18 protein-coding genes and 1 pseudogene are annotated in these 21,046 nt (G+C 60.8%); 14 read left to right on the forward strand and 5 right to left on the reverse strand.

Annotated features, from left to right (window positions below):
- Positions 1–243 precede the first annotated feature (243 nt).
- On the forward strand, positions 244–2,196 hold the full coding sequence (locus N2601_RS25335; protein ID WP_260304121.1) for a HAMP domain-containing methyl-accepting chemotaxis protein: 1,953 nt from the start codon (positions 244–246) through the stop codon (positions 2,194–2,196).
- 74 nt (positions 2,197–2,270) lie between these two features.
- Here the strand turns inward: N2601_RS25335 and N2601_RS25340 are convergent.
- Positions 2,271–2,919 (reverse strand): annotated as a pseudogene (locus tag N2601_RS25340) (IS5 family transposase); the annotation flags it as partial.
- Positions 2,920–3,092: 173 nt separating this feature from the next.
- Between N2601_RS25340 and cax the strand changes: the two are divergent.
- Positions 3,093–4,241: a calcium/proton exchanger gene (gene cax, locus N2601_RS25345; RefSeq protein ID WP_260304122.1), complete on the forward strand. Its 1,149-nt coding sequence runs from the start codon at positions 3,093–3,095 to the stop codon at positions 4,239–4,241.
- A gap of 29 nt (positions 4,242–4,270) precedes the next feature.
- Here the strand turns inward: cax and N2601_RS25350 are convergent, their stop codons facing one another.
- The gene (locus N2601_RS25350) at positions 4,271–4,705 is read right to left on the reverse strand and encodes a potassium channel family protein (protein ID WP_104827151.1); all 435 of its coding nucleotides are present in this window, start codon (positions 4,703–4,705) and stop codon (positions 4,271–4,273) included.
- A 141-nt stretch (positions 4,706–4,846) separates the two neighbouring features.
- Between N2601_RS25350 and N2601_RS25355 the strand changes: the two genes are divergently transcribed.
- A complete protein-coding gene (locus tag N2601_RS25355; protein WP_260305246.1) occupies positions 4,847–5,869 on the forward strand; it encodes an LLM class flavin-dependent oxidoreductase in 1,023 nt (340 codons plus the stop codon).
- 136 nt (positions 5,870–6,005) lie between these two features.
- Complete coding sequence (locus tag N2601_RS25360) at positions 6,006–6,296, forward strand: hypothetical protein (protein WP_260304123.1); 291 nt, start codon at positions 6,006–6,008, stop codon at positions 6,294–6,296.
- A 320-nt stretch (positions 6,297–6,616) separates the two neighbouring features.
- Here N2601_RS25360 and N2601_RS25365 read toward each other — a convergent pair whose 3' ends face one another.
- From N2601_RS25365 to N2601_RS25375, 3 genes are all read right to left on the reverse strand, one after another.
- On the reverse strand, positions 6,617–6,961 hold the full coding sequence (locus tag N2601_RS25365; RefSeq protein ID WP_260304124.1) for a hypothetical protein: 345 nt from the start codon (positions 6,959–6,961) through the stop codon (positions 6,617–6,619).
- 274 nt (positions 6,962–7,235) lie between these two features.
- Positions 7,236–7,709, reverse strand: coding sequence for a DUF4334 domain-containing protein (locus tag N2601_RS25370; protein WP_260305247.1), 474 nt, complete (start codon positions 7,707–7,709; stop codon positions 7,236–7,238).
- A gap of 166 nt (positions 7,710–7,875) precedes the next feature.
- The gene (locus N2601_RS25375) at positions 7,876–8,763 is read right to left on the reverse strand and encodes a GNAT family N-acetyltransferase (protein ID WP_260304125.1); all 888 of its coding nucleotides are present in this window, start codon (positions 8,761–8,763) and stop codon (positions 7,876–7,878) included.
- Between the two features lie 270 nt (positions 8,764–9,033).
- On the opposite strand from N2601_RS25375, the gene N2601_RS25380 reads away from it, so the two are divergent.
- The 10 genes from N2601_RS25380 (at position 9,034) to N2601_RS25425 (ending at position 21,044) form a co-directional block, all read left to right on the forward strand.
- Positions 9,034–10,362, forward strand: coding sequence for an NAD(P)/FAD-dependent oxidoreductase (locus N2601_RS25380; RefSeq protein ID WP_260304126.1), 1,329 nt, complete (start codon positions 9,034–9,036; stop codon positions 10,360–10,362).
- 8 nt (positions 10,363–10,370) lie between these two features.
- Positions 10,371–11,495 (forward strand): acetylornithine deacetylase, encoded by a 1,125-nt coding sequence (gene argE / locus N2601_RS25385; protein WP_445945042.1) that lies wholly within the window; start codon positions 10,371–10,373, stop codon positions 11,493–11,495.
- A 122-nt stretch (positions 11,496–11,617) separates the two neighbouring features.
- On the forward strand, positions 11,618–12,541 hold the full coding sequence (locus N2601_RS25390) for a 2-hydroxyacid dehydrogenase (RefSeq protein ID WP_260304128.1): 924 nt from the start codon (positions 11,618–11,620) through the stop codon (positions 12,539–12,541).
- 22 nt (positions 12,542–12,563) lie between these two features.
- Positions 12,564–12,917 carry a cupin domain-containing protein gene (locus N2601_RS25395; RefSeq protein ID WP_260304129.1) on the forward strand — a complete coding sequence of 118 codons (354 nt, stop codon included), beginning with the start codon at positions 12,564–12,566 and terminating at the stop codon, positions 12,915–12,917.
- Positions 12,917–13,381, forward strand: coding sequence for a GNAT family N-acetyltransferase (locus N2601_RS25400; RefSeq protein WP_260304130.1), 465 nt, complete (start codon positions 12,917–12,919; stop codon positions 13,379–13,381). The genes N2601_RS25395 and N2601_RS25400 overlap by 1 nt, the downstream gene beginning before the upstream one ends.
- Positions 13,382–13,469: 88 nt before the next feature.
- On the forward strand, positions 13,470–15,515 hold the full coding sequence (locus tag N2601_RS25405) for a hydantoinase/oxoprolinase family protein (RefSeq protein ID WP_260304131.1): 2,046 nt from the start codon (positions 13,470–13,472) through the stop codon (positions 15,513–15,515).
- Between the two features lies 1 nt (position 15,516).
- Positions 15,517–17,481 carry a hydantoinase B/oxoprolinase family protein gene (locus N2601_RS25410; protein ID WP_260304132.1) on the forward strand — a complete coding sequence of 655 codons (1,965 nt, stop codon included), beginning with the start codon at positions 15,517–15,519 and terminating at the stop codon, positions 17,479–17,481.
- Between the two features lie 48 nt (positions 17,482–17,529).
- Complete coding sequence (locus N2601_RS25415) at positions 17,530–18,402, forward strand: LysR substrate-binding domain-containing protein (protein WP_260304133.1); 873 nt, start codon at positions 17,530–17,532, stop codon at positions 18,400–18,402.
- Between the two features lie 125 nt (positions 18,403–18,527).
- Positions 18,528–19,991, forward strand: a complete 1,464-nt coding sequence (locus tag N2601_RS25420; protein WP_260304134.1) for an aldehyde dehydrogenase family protein — start codon at positions 18,528–18,530, stop codon at positions 19,989–19,991.
- Between the two features lie 9 nt (positions 19,992–20,000).
- Entirely contained in the window at positions 20,001–21,044 is a 1,044-nt protein-coding gene (locus tag N2601_RS25425) for a tartrate dehydrogenase (protein WP_260304135.1), read from the forward strand.
- Positions 21,045–21,046 lie beyond the last annotated feature (2 nt).

The raw sequence follows: 21,046 nt of genomic DNA on the forward strand, positions 1-21,046 counted from the left end.
GGAGTTGTATTCGCGCCCCGCGAAATTCTATTGAACTGATTTACACAATATCAACTATGTTGCCGCATAAAAAATAACCCTAGATGGGAATCGTAGTGCGGGCGAATGATCCGGCGCCCAGAAAAACTTTCGGGATGAGGGATCGATAGCAGATCCTAACCGACGCAACCTTCCCTCGCTCCTGCCGGCCGCGGATGCTTAGCGCTGGCAGCAGCATTCCAAATCTGGGGTGGGGACCTGCATATGGTAAATTGGAAAACATTCGGCATTGTCGCGCGTCTAGCAGTGGGATTTGGCTTCCTGCTCATTCTGATGATCGGTTTGACGCTCTACTCGATCGGACAGGTCAAAACGATCGACCGCAATCTTGGCGTCATCAACGACATCAACAGCGTGAAACAGCGCTTTGCCATCAATTACCGAGGCAGTGTTCATGACCGAGCAATTGCAATCAGGGACGTGACCCTCGTGACTTCCGCGGAAGAACGGCAAGTCGCGGTCAAGCTTATCGAGACACTTGCCTCCACCTATGCAGACAATGAAAAGAAGATGGCGGATATGATTGCCTCACCGGCCGGTGCGACGGCTGAGGAGAAAGCCATCCTCGATGAAATTGCGGCGGTTCAGGCCAAGACCAATCCGCTCGTTGCCGAGATTATAGCCCGTCAGGAAAAAGGCGATGGCGAAGCGGCCCGCAAGATCCTTCTGGAACAGGCAAGGCCTCAATTCGTCGCCTGGCTGAAGGCGATCAACAAATTCATCGATTATCAGGAAGCCCTGAACAAATCGACCGGCAACGAAGTTCGAAGCGCCGCCGGAGGGTTTAACTCGCTCGCGCTCACGGCACTTGCGATTGCTATTTTGCTCGCAAGCGTGGCGGCAGCCTTTACCGCCCGCTCCATCGTCGGACCGCTGGCGAAGCTCCAGACCTCGCTTGTATCGATGGCACAAGGCAATATGGAAGGCGATCGCAAGCTCGAAAAACGCGGCGATGAGATCGGCATGCTGGCCCGCGCGGTCGCGGCCCTCCGGGACGCAATCTCGGCAAAAGCGGAACGCGACGCGGATGCGGATGCAAAGCGGGCTGGTGAAGAGCGCAAACGGCTGGAAACGGAAGCGGCGGAACGCGAAGCTCTTGCCGAACAAACCAATACAGCGGTGAACCAGCTCGCGGACGCCCTTCAGGGATTGGCGAATGGCGACCTAACACGCCAGATCGCCGGCCCGTTCATTCCCTCACTCGACCAATTGCGGGTCGATTTCAATCAGGCCGTGGAGAAACTGCGACTGGCGATGCAGAAGGTCGCCGAGAATGCGAGCGCCATTGCATCGGGCGCACAGGAAATTCGATCCGCCTCCGACGATCTCGCCAAGAGGACTGAACAGCAGGCGGCCTCTGTCGAAGAAACCGCCGCAGCGCTGGAAGAGATCACCATAACCGTGTCAGGCTCCAGCAACCGCGCGCAGGAAGCAGGTCACCTGGTTCGCAAGACAAAGGAGAGTGCCGAGCACTCAGGCCGTGTCGTGCGCAGTGCCGTCGAAGCAATGGACAAGATCGAAGCTTCTGCGACCGAAATCGGCAATATCATCGGCGTCATCGACGAGATCGCCTTTCAGACCAATCTCCTCGCATTGAATGCAGGGGTTGAAGCCGCACGCGCCGGCGAGGCCGGAAAAGGCTTCGCCGTCGTCGCCCAGGAAGTGCGTGAGCTAGCGCAGCGGTCTGCGAAGGCCGCAAAAGAGATCAAGGATCTGATCAATACCTCCAACAACCATGTCAGAAGCGGCGTATCCTTGGTCGGCGAAACCGGCAAAGCCCTGGAAGAGATCGTCGCTCAAGTCCAACAGGTCGACGGCAACGTCGGGGCTATCGTTGAAGCTTCAAAGGAGCAGGCAACGGGCCTCAAGGAAATCAACACCTCGGTGAACACGATGGACCAAGGCACGCAGCAGAACGCAGCCATGGTCGAACAGGCCACAGCCGCAGCTCACAGCCTGGCATCCGAAGCCGAAGCTCTCTTCCAACTGCTATCGCAGTTCAGAATAAGCGCTCAGCCGATGTTTGACTCTCGTAGGACCGGGACAATTTCTGTTGCCAGCTCGGTGTCAAAACCATCGGCGTCACCTGCGAGGCGACTGACGGCGAAGTTGGCCAATGCGTTTAGCGGAAATGCGGCTGTGGCGGAGGGGGGTTGAAGTCCGAAGGTGTTTTTTCTTGGGGTGGCATCGCCATCTTCCACAATACGATCTAGGCCGTAGTGACAATTTAATCATTTGAGCCTGAGCATGATACTGGCAATCTTGATGAATCCCATGAAGTTGGCGGCGATTTTGTCATAGCGCGTTGCGATTCTCCGCCATTGCTTGAGCTTTGCAGCTCTCGATTCCCCAGCGGGCCTTGTAGGCGATGCGGTCGTAGGCCCGCTGATATTTTCGATGACGGCGCGACGGAATGACCGGTTGGCCACCTTGTTCGAGAATGTTGCCATGCAGGCTGTCGGCGTCATAGGCGCGGCCGGCGAGCGCGTGCTTGGCCGGCAGTCCCTGACGAGGTTGCAGGAGCCATATCATTCTGCTGGCCGGGTCCCGGTGAAAGGGCACCGGCAGGCCGAGCGCATCGACTACTGCACGGATCTTGCTGCCAAATCCCCCTCGGGAACGGCCGAGAGCCTGGGCGCGCGGCCTCCCCCTTTTGCGGCGCCCGCGTGCCGCTTGCGCTTGTGCCCGGATCACGGTGGCGTCGATGGACAACCACTCCATATCCGGATCGGCTGCGACTGCTTCGAAAATCTTGTCGAAATGCCTTGTTCGACCCAGCGATAGTAGCGCCGCTTGAGCGTCTGATAGGGGCCGAAGCGATCTTCCGGCAGATCACGCCAGCGCACCCGACCGGGCGAGCCACAACACCGATCGCATGAAGAGGTGATCAGGCCGACGACTGCAAGAAGGATGATGCGCCGCATAGCTGGCTCCTGTTTCTCAAGCCGCGATCCTATGGTAAGTTATAGCAGACCTAGTCGCGCACTCGAAAACATCAAATCAGCCATCGCAGATTTAGCTGCAGAGCGCTTCGAAAACCTGGGGGGTTGGTCATGGGCGATTCTGAGGGAAGAAGCCCCATTGCTTCGTCAGGCTTCACTATCGGCGGAATCATTAAAACCGAAGTCAGCCAACAGCCACTTCTTGCGCTTGTCGTTTTCGTGCCGGTCGCCATCATTCTGGAGCAGGTTACGCCGGAAGCACATACGCTGCTGTTTCTCATGTCGATCGTGGCGATCGTGCCATTGGCGGCGCTGTTGAGCCGCGCCACGGAAGCTGTCGCGGCCAAGACTGGCGATGCGGTTGGTGGCCTGCTCAACGCCACCCTCGGAAATTTGACGGAACTCGTGATCTCGCTTGCGGCGTTGCAATCGGGTCAATATCTGCTGGTCAAGGCTTCACTTGCCGGTGCGATCGTCACCAATACGCTCTTTATGTTGGGTGGCGCTTTTCTGTTTGGCGGCCTCCGCCATCATGTCCAGGAATTCAACAGGGTCAATGCCCGCTTTCAGGCTTGCCTTTTGTTCCTCGCTACGATCGCCATTCTGGTCCCCTCCCTGGTGAGTGAAGCGGATCGCGCACCGGACACTTCTACTGTCCAAAACCTAAGCCTGGGGCTGGCACTCCTCCTCATTGCCGTCTACGCACTAGGCATGTTTTTCTCTCTGAGGACTCACCGCGAGCTTTTCGCGAGCGCCAGCGAGGGCCATGAAAGCGAGAAGCTGTGGCCACTTTCGGTAAGCATCATCATTCTGGTTGTCGTTACTCTATTCGTCGCGATGATCAGTGAAATCTTCGTCGGTTCCGTCCAGATCGCCGCCACTCATCTCGGCATGACACCTGCGTTCGTAGGCTTTATCGTCGTCGCCCTCGTGGGGGCAGCGGCAGAAATGACGACCGCATTTTCCGCGGCGCGCGCAAATAGATTGGACCTCAGCGTCAGCATCGCGTTAGGAAGCGCGGCCCAGATTGCTCTCTTCGTCGCTCCGGTCCTGGTGCTCGTCAGCTATTTCCTCGGCCCGGCGCCGATGTCTCTTGAATTCTGGAGGGGCGCGGTCACGATGATGCTGGTCGCGACGCTCGCCGCCACTCTACTGTCAAATGGCGGACGCGGCGCATGGTACGCAGGTGTCATGGCGCTGGCCGTCTATGCCATTTTCGGACTCACATTATTCCTTCTGCCCCCTGGCGCGCCGTCTTAAGGAAAAGGAAATAGTACGGCACAAACGGCTCATTGCTGCGACTGGCTATCGGGACGAAAATAAAGCCGTTGAATGACGGCCATCATGAGAGCCGTTGCCCATCCAAATATGATCCAGCCGTTGATTGCCTCGAAAGTGGCGATCTGCCGCCATTCCTTTCCGAGAACTATGTCGCCGTACCCCACGGTTGTGAACGTAACAGTGGAGAAGTAGGCGGCATCTTCAAAATTCGGAAGGGCTGACGACATGTAATAGAACAACGCCCAAATACAAACGTCGAGTATAATTGGAATGATCAAGTAAACAATCCATACCACGGTTACGAATGTAGGCTGGCGGAGCAGGAAATTCCGGTGACTTACTTCCATCCGGCGAAAAACGCTCAGTCCGGCCGACATAAACACGGCTTGAATCGCAACTGTCGCTGCAATTAGCGCGCCAGCGAGAAGAAGTCGAAACAACATAAGTGCCTCCTGACATTCTGAACACGCCTCTCAAGTATATCAGAGTTCGGCGAAGTTGTGCTCGGTGCGTCATTACACTGTATGTCCAGCAGGAATTGTGCCAAGAGGTACGCTGCGCCACAATTTTGAGGCTACATGACGATGAAGAAAATCGGCTTCCTATCGTTCGGGCACTGGACGCCCTCGTCCCAATCGCAGACGCGCTCGGCGTCCGATGCGCTTCTGCAGTCTATAGACCTTGCCGTCGCGGCCGAGGAACTGGGCGCAGATGGAGCGTATTTTCGAGTGCACCATTTCGCCCGCCAGCTTGGCTCGCCATTCCCGCTGCTGGCGGCCGTTGGCGCGAAGACCAGCCGCATCGAGATTGGCACGGCGGTCATCGACATGCGTTACGAGAATCCGCTCTATATGGCCGAGGATGCCGGCGCTGCCGATATCATCGCCGGCGGGCGCCTGCAGCTCGGTATCAGCCGCGGCTCCCCGGAGCAGGTTATCGATGGATGGCGCCATTTCGGCTATGCGCCGGCCGAAGGCGAAAGTGAGTCTCAGATGGCCCGGCGCCATGCCGAGGTCCTGTTCGATGTGTTGCGCGGCGAAGGCTTCGCGCAGCCCAACCCGCGGCCGATGTTTCCAAACCCGCCGGGCCTCCTGCGCATCGAGCCGCACTCCGAAAGCCTGCGCGACCGGATCTGGTGGGGCGCCAGCTCGAACGCCACTGCTGCCTGGGCGGCAAAGCTGGGGATGAACCTACAGAGCTCCACGCTCAAGGACGACGAGAGCGGGCTTCCCTTCCACATCCAGCAAGCGGACCAGATCAGAGTGTTTCGCGAGGCATGGAAGGCGGCCGGCCATAAGCGCGAGCCGCGGGTGTCGGTCAGCCGCAGCATCTTTGCACTCGTGGACGACCGCGACCGCGCCTACTTCGGATACGGCAATCAGAATGAGGACAAGATCGGCTTCATCGACGAGAAAACCCGGGCGATCTTCGGCCGCAGCTATGCCGCAGAGCCGGATGCACTCATCAAGCAATTGGCCGAGGATGAGGCTATTGCCGAGGCCGACACGTTGCTTCTAACCGTTCCGAACCAGCTCGGCGTGGACTATAACGCGCATGTCATCGAAGCTATTCTGACTCACGTCGCCCCTGCCCTCGGTTGGCGCTGAACCGCGCGGAAAAGGCGCCAATTGATGGTTGGACGGCTTGCCAAGCGTATCGGCGCGATGTTCGACGGCAGTCAAATGTTGGAACCATGTCCCTCCTTATTCGTTGCTTAAACATGCAAGCAAGGAGGATAAGCACATGCGAAATACAATCATTGGCTGCGCAATGGCGGCTCTCGCTATGGGTTTCGTTGCCGTCCCTGCATTTGCGGACGATGTCATCATCGGCGGTCCTTCTTATGATGACGGCTACTATCCGCGGCACCATCGTGATCGCGCTGGCGTGATCATAAGCAATCACGGCATTTCGATCGGCAGGGTCCGGGACCGCGACCGTTATTACGACAGCGACCGCTGCTTCACCAAGACAGTTACTCGCGTGAATGAAGATGGCGATCGGATAACAAGGACGATTCGTCGTTGCGACTAACCCACAATTAAGGCCCGACATCCCATGCCGGGCCTCATTGATTTCGCATAGTAAATCGCCTCAGGATGAACACGTCGATGCGGGGGCTTTCTCCCCAAAGTTTGACTGCGTCGCTTGCACTGAACTGGCTGTCGGGAAACCGTTCCAGCCTGCTATTACCGAAATGCCCCCGCCAAACCCTTTTCATCTCCCTAACTCAAGGCCTCAGGAAATGATCGGCTGAGGGGCTGCTCTTCGCCGAACTCGACCACCGCGGCAGAGCATGCGAAAGCATGCTCTGCCTGCCGGTTACATTGGCTGGCGATGAAGTATCATCGCTGCTAGTTGAGAGCCGGGCAACCACGTCTGTTGGCGAAGGCCATGCGGTCGGGACCGCCATCATTCCAGCCACGGACGATGATGCGCCGACCGTTCGACTGGATGGAATCGATGCGCCGGAAACCCTCTTCGCGAGCGGCTCGCATGAGTTCGCGCCGGCCGCAGCCACCGTCCCAATCACCTCGCGAGCGACCCCAGTCCTGATCTTGGCGATTATCCCAACGCGGGGGCGGCCTGTAATCCTGATCGTCGTCGTAATATTGCGCCATGGCGGCCGACGGTAACAATTGCACCGTGGCCAGTCCGACCAACGCAATGCAAGAGAATCTTGTCAAACGTCCAAACATCTTTCGCTTCCTCCTATGTCGGCGATATGGGGGGATCATACAGCTCTAACCTGAATGCCACCCGAACGAGCTATTCATATAGCTACTCTGAATCAAGGGCCTCCTTGTATCCTTTATCTACTGCCAAGCCGGGTCCGCAGGACGCGGCGTTCTATACCCTGTTTGTAGGTTAAATAGCGCAGGCGTTTGCGGAGAACAGTCATAATGACGCCCGTCACTGCGATCGCGCATCGTCGCAGGCAACGCGCCAGCGGATAGGAGCGTTGTAAAACCCTTACCCGATACCATCGGCGATCGTACGCGTGAGAACGAAAAAATAATGGCGGCTATCTCCCCCGACGACCATGGCGCCGAGGAGCCGGTCATCGTCAATTTTTCGGAAATGGTCGATAATCGGCTGCCCGTCATACACCATTGCCGCGCTGGTCTTGCCCCTGAAGAACATGGGCCTGAGAGAGGCGACCGGCCCGTTTGCCCGCCACATTTTCTGCAGATACGAGAACCAGCTACGGGCTATCCTGGTCCGCCCGAAGCGATGAAAGCGCAGGACCAATTTCAGAGGGATCATTTCCGGGTCGATGGCCACGAGCCGGTGAGGTCCCACCGCAAACAACAGAGCATCGGCTCTATGATCAGCGGTGAAGCGCTTGCCGTACCATCCGAGATTTTCCAAGACGCCATCCAGCGGGTGGCCGCACGCCACGCCATGACCTCGCCAAAGACCGGCAAGTTCGGTGACCGACGTCACGCCGAGACTGTCGAAATAGTCAAGAGCTTCGGCCTGCGATCGAAAATTGCTCGGAATTTGCCTGGCGGTGTTTTCCACGTCGCTTAACTCGTATGTTCGAATCAAGTTCCGGATCATCCCATCCAAAGACGGCCGAATGCTGCTCCTTGCATATGTCTTAGGGCTGCTACCCTAAGGCTTGGCTAGCCAAACCGTAAATGAGCGGCCCTTCGCTGCCGTCCTTCGGCAGCCAAGCCCGTCTCAGCGACATGCTCGTCACCGTGTCGTAAACCGGCAGCCCCGATTGCGCAAGGAATTGCGGAAAGGCGCCGGTCTGCTGGCGGGTATCGATTCGCAGGAAGCTGCCCGCATGGTCAGCGACATGCGGTCTGATAACAGCGATTGCCTCTTCGTCGCTTGCTGCGACGACCGGACCGATGACATGACCGCGTCCGAAGCGGCGGCAAAGCGAGAAGGCGGCGATGCGGCCGTCTCGTATAAGGGCCAGACCCTTCGAGACATTTAGGAGGCGCGCAAGCACAGGCATGCGATCCGCACCAAAAGCGGCCAGATCCAGCGCCGCGATCTCTGCAAGATCGGCCAGATCGAGCGCCCGCAGCCGTGTGTGTGGCGGCAGCGGCACGACGGGTGGAGAGACCGCTTCGCCATTGCATTGATAGTCGAGCTTTTCCGCACGGAAGCCGAGTGATTGATAAAGCCGCTTGGCCGCGCGGGTGGCGTTGAGGCCGAGCGCGCGGGAGCCGGTTTGCGCAAGGACATGCTCCATCATCCAGCGGCCGGTTCCCAGCATCTGCAATCTCGGAGACGTGATAACCATGCCGATGGTCGTGAAGTCGGGAGCAAAATCGAACCACATGGCGGAGCCGAGCACCCGGCCTATCGCGTCGCGTGCCACGACGCCGCGACCCATCTCGCGAACGATCTGCCAGTCCTCGGCGCGATGCGGCCAGCCGACCGACAGCGAAAGCGCATGCAGGGCATCGAGATCGGCATTCTCCATCTCGCTGAGGGTCAGCTCGAAGGAATCCAGTTGGATCGAACTGGATTTTGCCATGACTATCTCCCCTCCCAACATGCGCGTTCCCGAACCAGCCGGAACGCTTGGCCTATCGTGCAGGATGGACTTCCACGCTTCCACCAGTCGACCACCCCGCTTTGGTTGTAGCGGCGATCACGCAACAGAATACGCTTGAGATCCCCGCGAATTCGAAAGATTCCACCAAAGCCACGGGGCTTTCGGCAGGCAGGGGATAGGCCGCGGCTTATTCTGAATGAAACCTTCCGTTTCCGGATACTTCCCTCCACACACAACAGAGGTCCATCGATGTCCCCTCCCGTCGGTCGCGTCGCCAGCAATCAGGATGTCCCGAAATCCGCCGATGTCGTTATTCTCGGCGGCGGCATGGCCGGTGTCGCAACCGCTTACGAACTCGCCCGGCGCGGAACCTCCGTCGTCCTCATCGAAAAAGGCGTGATCGCCGGCGAACAATCGAGCCGCAACTGGGGTTGGTGTCGCCAGCAGAACCGTGATCCGAGAGAACTACCGCTCGCACGGCTTGCCCTGCGCAGATGGGACAATCTCAATACGGAACTCGGCGATGAAACCGGCTTTCGCCGCAGCGGCCTTGTCTATGCCACGACACGCAAGGCAGACCTGAACGCTTGGGAGCGTTGGAGCCACATCGGCAAGGAGTTCGGCGTCGATACACGAATGCTGACGGGAGCCGAATGTGCCACGATGCTTCCCGGCAATAGCCGTCATTGGAACGGTGGCGTCCATTCCCCGACCGATGGACGCGCGGAACCTGAGCTTGCGGTGCCGGCATTGGCGCGCGGTGCCCAGCGGCTTGGCGCCGTCGTAGTCCAGAACTGTGCCGCCCGTGAGCTCGAAACGGAAGCGGGGCGGATCAGCGGCGTCGTCACGGAAAAGGGTGCGATCCGCGCGTCGGCCGTTCTGGTTGCCGGCGGCGCCTGGAGCGGTATGTTCCTGAGGCATCATGGGATCCGCTTCCTGCAGGCATGCGTTAAATCCACATCCTTCTATACCGTCGCTGCACCGGCCGTGACCGATGGCGGGATCGCGATGGAGGACGTGACCATCCGCCGCCGGCTGGACGGCGGCTATACGGTGGGGTTGAGCGGCCTCGGCCAGTTGCAAATCACGCCCTATGGCCTGCTGCAGGCCCGCGATTTCTGGCGTACGTTTCAAACGAGGCGGAAAGGTCTGACCTTTGCCCTTGGCCGCCAATTTATGGAAGGGCCGGAAGCAATTGCCCGCTGGAAAGCGGACGGCGTTTCTCCCTTCGAGCGCATCCGCACGCTCGATCCGCAGCCGGATGCTCATCTTGTCGAGCGCGGCATTGCCCGACTGGTGGCGACCTATCCTGAACTCGCCGGCATCCGTCCGGCCGAGTGCTGGGGCGGCATGGTGGATTCCACGCCAGATGCCATACCGGTGATCTCGCCGATCGTTTCACGGCCTGGCCTCTTTGTCTCCTCAGGCTACAGTGGTCACGGTTTCGGGATCGGACCCGCCGCCGGCATGCTGGCCGCCGATCTCATTCGCGGTGAGAAGCCCTGCGTCGATCCCAAGCCCTACCGATATGAGCGCATGATAGACGGCACCGATCTCGGAAAGCCAGGGATGCTGTGATGATCGCGATGACAGCGGCACAGATCCTCGAAAAGCTGGTCGAATTTCCCTCCGTGGTCGGTACGCCAAACCATGAGATCGTCGGCTGGATCACCGATTATCTGGAGCGGGCCGGCGCAAAGGTCTTCGTCCTTACCGGGCCTGAAGGAGACCGGTCCAACCTGTTTGCGACCGTCGGTCCGGCCGACCGACCTGGATACCTGCTCTCCGGGCACATGGACGTTGTCGCGGCAGCAGAACCAGGGTGGACAAGCGATCCCTTTCGCTTGCAGCGTCACGGCGCGCGGCTCGCAGGCCGCGGGACGAGCGACATGAAGGGCTTTCTCGCCTGTGCGCTTGCTGCGCTGCCGCCCATTGCCGGACGCTCGCTCGCCCGGCCGCTGCATCTTGCCTTCTCCTATGACGAGGAGGCCGGTTGCCGCGGCGTTCCGCATCTGATCGCACGGCTTCCCGATCTCTGTGCCAAACCGGAGGGCTGCATCATCGGCGAACCCAGCGGCATGCGCGCCATCCGCGGCCATAAAGGAAAAGCAGCAGCAAGGGTCGTCATCAGTGGTCGCGCCGGTCATTCTTCGCGGCCGGATCTCGGCCTCAATGCCATCCATGCGATGGCCGACGTTCTCGGCGAAGCAGTCACGACCGCCGAGCATCTGACCCAAGGGCCATTCGACAACAATTTCGAGCCGCCCTATTCCTCGCTGCAGGTCGGCACTATGCATGGCGGGCAGGCCGTCAACGTCATTCCCGAAGAATGTACCATCGAGCTGGAAGCCCGCGCGATCGCCGGCGTCGATCCAACCAGTCTGCTCGCGGGGATCGAAGGACGCCTGGGCGCCTTGAAACAGCGCGGCTTTACGGCGCGCTGGGAGGTCATAAGCAGCTATCCGGCCCTGTCCCTTACCGCCGACGCGCCGCTTGCCCTGCTGATGGAGGAGCTGACAGGGCGGCCACCGCTCGCCGCCGTCAGCTACGGCACGGAAGCAGGCCTTTATCAGGCGGCCGGAATGGAGGCGGTCATCTGCGGTCCGGGCGATATCGGCCGGGCGCACAAAGCCAACGAATTCATTGAGGAGAGCGAATTGTCTGCCTGTGTCAGCATGATCGAAGCGCTGGGAGATCGTCTCGTCCGTTGATGTTCTGGCGGCATACGTCGTTGGCACGAAAAACGGATCGATATGCGGTTGATTGACCCCACTTCGATGCATCCTGTTGAGACGCCGGCAGCAGAATACCCGGAGCAAGCCAGAGGAAGCCCATGGCCTTTTTATTCAACTCGGATGCAGAGCGGGCGAGGATCTTTGCCGCGGCTTTCGCGCGCGAACTGCCGACCCTCCCCTTCGTCACGGATTCGGCTAGCGTCGATCCGGCAACGATCAAGTATCTGCTGACCTGGACAGCGCCCGCCGATCTCGACCGCTATCACAATCTCGAAATCCTGTTTTCGATTGGCGCGGGCGTCGACCAGTTCTCGCTGGCCGCACTTCCCGACAAGGTCAAGCTGGTCCGCATGGTCGAGGACGGCATTATCAGGATGATGCAGGAATATGTGACGCTGGGCGTCCTTGCGCTGCATCGCGATCTGCCTGGCTATATGGAGCAGCAGCGGGCGGGCAAATGGGCCTCCCGCCCGGTTCGGCAGGCAGCCGACCGCTGTGTCGGCATACTCGGCCTCGGCAATCTCGGCCTTGCCGTCATCGATCGGCTGCGGCCTTTCGGCTTTCCGCTTCGCGGGTGGAGCCGCTCGCCGCGCAGCATTGAGGGCGTCGCCTGCTATGACGGAACGGATCAATTGCCGGAATTTCTGGCGGGCGTCGATATTCTCGTCTGCCTCTTGCCGCTGACGCCCGAGACGCGCGGCATCCTGAATGCCGATCTCTTCAAGGCGCTGCCTGAAGGCGCCGGCCTCGTGCATGCCGGCCGCGGCCAGCAGCTCGACGCGGAGGCTCTCATCGAAGCGCTCGACGGCGGCCATATCAGCAGCGCTGTCCTCGACGTCACCGAACCGGAGCCACTACCGGACGGACATGCGCTCTGGCGCCATCCCAAGATCGTTCTGACGCCGCACATTGCCAGCGTCACGCAGCCGGAGACGGCCGCAAACACCGTCGTCGCCAATATTCGCCGCCACGAGGCTGGGCTCGACCCGATCGGTCTTGTCGACCGCAGCCGCGGCTACTGATCATCAATAGGAAAGGAACCCCATGTCTCTCTTGAAAACCATCGACCCGCAGCCGGCCTTCGAGCCGAAACACTCCAAGGCCATGCCGGACCGGCTGATTTCCGGAGATCCGTCCTTCAAGACCTGGGCTCAAGACAGTGCGCGCGACGGCATGATCAACACCGGCGTATGGGAAGCAACCCCGGGCGAAACGCGCTCGATCAAGGGCGAGACTTTCGAATTCTGCCACATTCTTCAGGGCGTCATCGAATTGACCGATGAGGGCGGCACATCCGTAACCTATCGCGCCGGCGACAGCTTCGTCATGAAGCCGGGATTCAAGGGCGTATGGCGAACGATAGAGACGGTCCGCAAGATCTATGTGACGGTTAGCTGATGATAAGCCTTGCGGACTTGCCGGTCTTTGAGGCCGAACATGAGGGCTATACGCTGAGCACGGATCGCGCTCGCCTCGATGTCGATCGGATCCATCGCTATCTCTCGGAAGAATCCTACTGGGCGCGTGGCCTCGATCGCGCTCTGCTCGAACGGGCGCTCGCCGGTTCGCTGCCGGTCGCTATCTATGCGCCGAACGGCGATTTTGCCGCTTTTGCACGCGTCGTCACGGATCTCGCTATCTTTGCCTATATGCGCGATGTCTTCACCCTGCCGGACCATCGCGGCCGGGGCTTGGCGACGTTTCTTACGGCGGTGATCCAAAGCCATCCAGAGCTGAAAACGGTGAGCAACTGGATGCTGGCGACGCGTGATGCGCATGCGGTCTACGCAAAGGCCGGCTTCGCACCAGTCCCACACCCGGAATATTACATGAGCATCCGAAAAACCACTGAAAGCCCATAACCAAGGGTTATGGATTGCGCTGCTCTTGTTACTGGCGACCGTGAGGCTCACCCGCCATTCTGCTCCGGCCAGCACAAGGAAACAGCACATGGGCTATCGTATCGGGGTCGACGTCGGGGGATCCTTCACCGATTTTGCGGTGTTTGATGAGGCGAGCGGACGCATCTCCACCCTCAAGGTCTTCTCGCGGCCGGATGAGCCGGGCGCGGAAATCACCGCAGGTCTTTCGACGCTCAAAGCCCGCGACGGCCTCGATACTGCTGGGGTCGATTATTTCACCCATGGCACCACCGTCGGCGTCAACACGGTCATCCAGCGCAACGGCCATGACCTGGCTTTGTTCACCACACGGAATTTCGAGGACGTGCTGCAAATCGCGCGCCTGAAGATCCCGCAGATCCACAATCTCTATTCGGTGCGGCCGGAGCCGCTGATTGGGCGCGATCGCGTATTCGGCATCGACGAGCGAACCGCCGCTACCGGCGATATACTCGGGGCTCCGCATGAGGCCGATGTCGAGAGGGCCGTGCGTGCTGCCGAACGGGCCGGCTGCAAGGGTATTGTCATCGCCTTCCTCAACGCCTATCGCAATCCGGCCAACGAACTTGCCGTCAAGGCAATGATCGAAAGGTTTGTGCCGGGCCTGCCGGTCTTTTCCTCCGCGCAAACCTGGCCGATCATCCGCGAATATGAGCGCACCATTACGGCCGTCATCAGCGGCTACGTGCAGCCACGCGTGTCTCGCTACCTCGACCGTTTCGAAAGCGTGCTGAGGCAGGAGGGGCTTGCTTGCCCCCTGCTGATCACTAAGAGCAACGGCGGCGTGATGGGCATCGACCAAGCGCGAAACGATTGCGTACAGATGATCCTCTCTGGCACCGCTTCCGGAGTGATCGGGGCAGGCTATCTCGCCAAGGCCAGCGGCTTTGACCGCATTCTGAGCCTCGATATTGGCGGCACCAGTGCCGATGTCGCCGTCATCCTCGATGGCCTGCCGCAATATGGTGTGGGCGAGCTGATCGGGGATTTCCAGATTCACATCCCCTCCGTATCGGTGAGCTCCGTCGGACAGGGTGGCGGATCCGTTGCCTGGGTGGATGTCTTCGGGATGCTTCAGGTCGGCCCGGACAGCGCCGGCTCGACGCCGGGTCCCGCCTGCTATGGACGCGGTGGAGTTCGGCCGACGGTCACCGATGCGGTCGCGGCCTGCAATCTGATCGGCCACATGCCGCTCGGCTACGGTGCGGTTGAGGTCGACCGCGCTGCCGCCCGCGCGGCGATTGCTCCCCTTGCAACGACGCTCGGCGGTACGATCGAAGCGACGGCAAGCGACATCCTCAACATCTCGGTTTCGGGCATGTATGCCGAGGTCAGCGGCCTGATCTCCCGCTTCGGGATCGACCCGCGGGAGTTCCATCTCTTTGCCTTCGGCGGCGCCGGCGCCATGCTGGCCTGCTTCCTGGCGCGCGAACTCGACATGAGGGGCGTCGTGGTTCCGCCCACTCCCGGCGTCGTCTCTGCCCTCGGCGGCCTGATCGCCGACCTGAAGAACGACTTCATCCGTACCGTCTATTGCGACGTCACGAAGGAGGCGATGGCCACTGTCGTCGCACCCTACCGGGAACTGAAAGCTGAGGCCGAACATTGGCTGCGGCAAAAACAGAGTTTCGCCGGGCCTGCATTCGTCCAGGCCTTTGCCGATATGCGCTATCTCGGCCAATCCTACGAGATCGAAGTCCCGCTTCAGGGCGATTGGCTCGAAGAGATCGATGCCGATGCCATAGTCAATGCCTTCCATGCCGAACATGCGCGGCTTTTCGGCCATGCGGCCTCAGCTTCGCCGGTGCAGATGATCAATCTCCGCCTGACCATATCGGGTGCGACGCCCAAACCGTATCTGGCCGAACTCGGCCCCGCATACGAGCCTGTCCGGCCCCGCTTCTCGGCCGAAGCCTGGTTCGACGGCCGCCTTGCCATGACTGCAGTCTATCACCGCAGCGATCTGAAGGCGGGACATCGCCTGACCGGGCCGGCAATCATCGCGCAGGACGATACCACGACAGTCGTCCCGCCGAATTTCGTCGTCGATGTCGACCGGTTCGGCAACCTTGTCATCACCCGCATGGAGGCCTGAGATGGCGATCGATCGCAGAAATCTGAAGGTGCTCGCCAACTTCTGTGCCGCCGCCGCCGATGCCATGGCCTTCACCCTGATGCGCACGGCGCACTCCGCTTTCGTCAAGGAAACGGAGGACTTCTCCTGCCAGGTGGTGACGCGCGAGGGGCTTGCCTTCGCAAGCCCGCGTCAGTTCGGAGCGCCTTGGTATAGCGGCATCGACTACCGCCCGCTCCTCGACATGTTCGATGGCTATGCCGAGGGTGACATCTGCATCACCAACGATCCCTATAGCGGCTTCGTCGCGACCCATTCTCCCGATATCCATATCTGGAAACCGGTGTTTCACGGCAGCGAGATCGCCTGCTTCGTCGTCGGCCATATCCACAATACCGATGTCGGCGGCGCAGTCCCTGCCTCGCTGTCGCGCTCGCTCACCGAAATCGAGCAGGAAGGCTTGCGCATTCCGCCGGTCAAGCTCGTCGAGAACGGTGTGCTGAACGATTTCGTGCTGCACACTGTCAGAGCCAATGTCCGCCTGCCGGATCAGAACATCGGCGACCTCAATGCCCAGATTGCTTCCGTCAATATCGGCGAGCGCAAGCTGAAGGAGATCATTGCCCGCTTCGGCTTTGACGATTTCATCAATGGTGTCGGCCAGATTCTCGACTATGCCGAGGAACAGACGCGCGCCATTCTCAAGCGCATACCGGATGGCGACTATTTCTTCGCGGATTATGCCGACGAGGATTCGGTCGGCGGCAAACCTTGCCGTGTGGCGCTGACGCTGCGCATCCGCGATGACGAGATCGAACTCGACTATACCGGCAGCGATCCGCAATTGGGGTCGTCGCTCAATATGCCCACCGGCGGGCGCGAACGCCATCCGCTGGTGATGGTGGGCCTGACCTATGTCTTATACACCCTCGACAATTCGCTGCTGCTCAACGCCGGAACGCTCCGGCCGGCGCGCGCGGTGCTTCCCGAAGGAAGCATCGTCAATTGCCAGCGTCCCGCCGCAGTCGGCATGCGTTCCCTGACCTGCGCCATGACCCAGATCGTCACGGTCGGCGCCTTCGCTAAGGCGCTTCCGGAGCTGATGCCGGCCGCCTCTCCCGGTGGCAATGCCATCATGAACATCAAGACCAGCGCCAGAAACGGCCGGCCGGTCATGGCCTCGATCGGTCCGGTCGGCGGCGGTGGCGGCGGAACACCGATCGGCGACGGAAGCGACGGCGCCGGCGGCGCCACGGGTTTCCTGCGCAACACGCCGATCGAGATCAGCGAGGCGGAAGTGCCGATCCGCTTTCTGCGCTACGGATTGGAGACCGATACGGGCGCGCCGGGTCGCTATCGCGGCGGCCTGTCGGCGGTGATGGAATTTCAGGTCTCTGCACCGGAAACCGTTGTGACGGCACGCAATCGCAATCGCTCGGTCATGCCCTCGTGGGGTCTCGCAGGCGGCCATGCCGGCACTATCTCACGCTTTATCCGCAACCCCGGCAGAGACGACGAGATTTCGCTCGGCAATACGGACATTGTGCACTGCAATCCCGGCGACGTGATCCGCGTCATTGGTCCCGGCGCCGGTGGCTACGGCGATCCGTTCGAGCGGCCGGTCGAAAAGGTCATTCAGGATGTGCGCCGCGGCGCTATCTCAATGGAAAGTGCGCGACGCGACTACGGCGTGGCGATATCGCGTGGCGCGGTTGACAGCGAGGCGACCGCAGCCCTACGCGCCGACCGATCGCCAAAGACCGCTCCCATCACCTATGCCGCAGAGCGAATCGCCTTTGAATCGGTATGGACGGAAGAGCGCTACGATCTGCTGACCGGCTTTCTCGCCAGCGTGCCGGTCGGCTGGCGATTCTTCTTGAAGCACAGGATCTTCGACGCGGTCGCCTCCGGCTTGAACAGGTCGGGCGATGTTGCCGAGGAGATGCGCGCCATCTTCGCCGAGATGCGCGAACGCTACGGCGTTTGACAGTCTGCGGCGATTGGTTATGACATCCATAACCTAAAGGCGGATCTCATGAACGCACGCCAGCTAGAAATCTTCCGGGCGATCATGCGCGACAGTACGCTGACCGCAGCCGCGAATTCGCTTGGGATATCGCAGCCCGCCGCCAGCAAGTTTCTTCATCACCTGGAAAGCCAGCTCGGCTACACGCTGTTCGATCGTATCGGCGGGCGGCTCGTGCCGACCATGGAGGCAAACCTGCTGTTTGCAGATGCCGACCGGGTGTTTCGTGAGATGGAAGCCCTGAAATCGCTGGCGCGGGATATCGGTGCGCAGAAGATCGGTTTGCTGAGGCTCGGGATCAGCCTGGCGGTCACCTATTCGGTGCTGCCGAAGGCACTCCTGCGCTTTCGTGCGAAGCATCCGGAAGTGAAGGTTCATCTCCATGCCCTGCCGAAGCGCGAGATCGCCGAGGCGCTGCTTCTCGGCGACATCGACCTCGCCGTCACCTTGTCTGTGATCGAAGCCCCAACCGTTCGCAGCGAAATCCTCAGCGATGTCCCGATCGTCGCGGTAATGCGGGCCGATGATCCCCTGGCATCCAAGGCAAGGATCGGCCCCGCCGATCTCGACGGTTTGCCGCTGATCTCCTACGGCGCCCATGCGGAAATCGGCGCGGCGATGGACGAAGCTTTTTCGAGCTGCGGCCTGCAGCGCGAGGTTGCCATTCAGATTGCCTCCTCTGTTGGCGCTGTGCCGCTGGTGCGCGAGGGGCTCGGCATCGCCCTGGTCGACGGGCTCGTTGCCTGGCATGGCTTCGAGGGTCTGGTGGCCCGCCCCTTCGAACCGCGTCTTGCCATGCAGATGGTGGCCGCCACCAATGACGCCCGGCCCGCCTCGCGATTTGTACGGCCCTTTCTGGCTACATTGCGTGACGTTCTCTAAAGCGCCGAATCTTGCGCTGAAACACTGAGGGCAAACGGGATATTCCGTCGCGACGGCGGAAGCATCAATCGAAACTGCCAGGGTGCAGCCGATAGACTTGCCCGACCCGACGGTAAGGAACGGCCATGACCCTTAGTTTCGATCCAAATTCGCTCGATCTCCCAAGCGGACATTTCATCGACGGCCGCTATGTCGCAGCCATGGGCGGCATGACCATGCACCGGCCGTCGGATGGTGTCGCTTTCGCGGAATGTCCGGTGGCCGGAAAGGACCTGGTCGACCGCGCCGTCGAGGCCGCGAACCGGGCTCTGAAGACCAGCGGCTGGTCCTCCCTCCGGCCGCGCGAGCGAACCAAGGCGCTGGTTCGTTGGGCTGACCTGATGGAAGAAGAGGCCGTGACGCTCGCCCGTCTAGAAGCCGTATCCTCGACCCGCCCGATCGGCCAGCTCGTCGCCGGCGATATCGCCATTACTGCCGAGCAGATCCGCTTCTTCGCGGAGTTCGCTGACAAGGAAGGTGGCGATCTGGTCCCGACTGACGACCACAGCCTCGGCATGATCATGACCGAACCCTACGGGGTCGTCGGCGCGATCACGCCCTGGAACTTCCCGATTTCCATGGCCGGCTGGAAGCTCGGCCCCGCATTGGCAGCGGGCAACGCCGTGGTGCTGAAACCCTCCGAGATGACGCCGTTTTCGACGCTCTACATGGCGGAACTCTCGGTGCGCGCCGGCATTCCCGCCGGTCTGATCAACATCGTTCTCGGCGACGGCCCGACCACCGGCGCGGCGATCACCAGCCACCCCGGTATCAGCAAGATCAGCTTCACCGGTTCGACGGCAGCCGGTGCGGCGATCATGGAGAATATCGCTCGCAGCGGCGTCAAGCCGATGACGCTGGAACTCGGCGGCAAAAGCCCGCAACTCGTCTTCGCCGATGCCGATCTCGATCTGGCCGCCGAGGCGATCGCCCGCAACGTCCTCGCCAATGCCGGCCAGGCCTGCGTGGCGGGTTCGCGGCTGATTGCCGAGCGCTCGATTGCCGAACCTCTCGCCGAGGCGATCCTCGGGCACATGCGTCAGATCACACCAGGCCCCACTTGGGACGAGAAAAGCCTCTATTCGCCCGTTATCTCGGAGCGCCAGATCGGGCGCATCGACAGCATCGTTCAGGCCGCGATCGGCGCCGGCGCGGAATGCCTGACCGGCGGCTCGCGGCTGGATCGACCAGGCTATTTTTATGCCCCAACGCTGCTCGCCGGGGTCGACCAGGCCTCGCCTGCGGTCACTGAAGAGATTTTCGGGCCGGTGCTGACGCTGCAAACCTTCGAGACGGAGGAGGAAGCGCTCTTGCTTGCCGATCATCCGACCTACGGGCTTGCGGCGGGCTTATTCACGCGCGATCTTTCTCGGGCCGTCCGCGTGACGCGCCGCCTTCAGGCCGGAACCGTCTGGGTCAATCGCTACGGGCGTTCCCGCGACCATATTCTGCCGACTGGCGGATACAAGAACTCTGGTATCGGCAAGGACCTTGGCCGCGATGCCTATCTCGCCAATCGTCGCAGCAAATCCGTGCTGATCAACATCTGAGGAGCTGACATGAAGACCTATAGGATCGCTCTCATCCCCGGCGACGGCATTGGCAAGGACGTTACCGCCGCGGCGTGGCAGATATTGGAAAAAGTGGCTGGGAAGGCGGGCTTCGGTCTGGAGCCGACCAGCTTTCCCTGGTCCTGCACCTACTACAAGGAAACGGGCACGATGATGCCGGCCGATGGTATTGCGACGCTGCGCAAATTCGACGCCATCCTGCTCGGCGCGGTCGGCTGGCCGGCCGAGGTGCCCGATTCCGTTTCGCTGCACGGCCTGCTTCTGCCGATCCGCAAGGCCTTCGAGCAATATGCCAATATTCGGCCGCACCGTCTGCTGCCGGGTGTCGAAGGGCCGCTGAAGACGCGCGACTTCGATATTCTCTGCATTCGCGAGAACACTGAGGGCGAATATTCCGGGGCCGGCGGACGCGTGCACCAGGGCACGGCAAACGAGGTCGCCGTCGAGACTTCGATTTTCACCAGAGCCGGCGTGGAGCGCATCCTGCGCTTCGGCTTCGAACAGGCCCGCGCACGCCGCGGAAAGCTCGCCTCCGTCACCAAATCGAATGCGCAGAAATATTCCATGGTGTTCTGGGATGAGATCACGGCGCGGCTCGCCGCCGACTATCCCGACGTCACCGTAACGAACTATCACATAGACGCCATGGCGGCCCGCATGGTTTTGGCGCCGGAAAGCCTCGATGTCGTCGTCGCCTCCAATCTCTTCGGCGATATCCTGACCGACCTCGGGGCCGCCATCCAGGGCGGGCTCGGCTTTGCCGCCTCTGCCAATCTCAACCCGAACCGCACGGCACCGTCGATGTTCGAACCGGTGCACGGCTCCGCGCCCGATATCGCCCATCTCGGCATCGCCAATCCGATTGCCGCCATCTGGTCGGCCTCCATGATGCTGGATCATCTCGGCGAAAAGCCAGCCGCAGCCGAAATCATGCGTGCGATTGCCGCGACAACCGAAGCCGGCATCGGCACCTTCCCTGGTAAGGACAAGACTGACGCCATCACCCATGCCGTGCTGAACGCACTCGCCTGAAC

The organism is Rhizobium sp. CB3060 (assembly GCF_025200735.1).
Classification (GTDB): domain Bacteria; phylum Pseudomonadota; class Alphaproteobacteria; order Rhizobiales; family Rhizobiaceae; genus Rhizobium.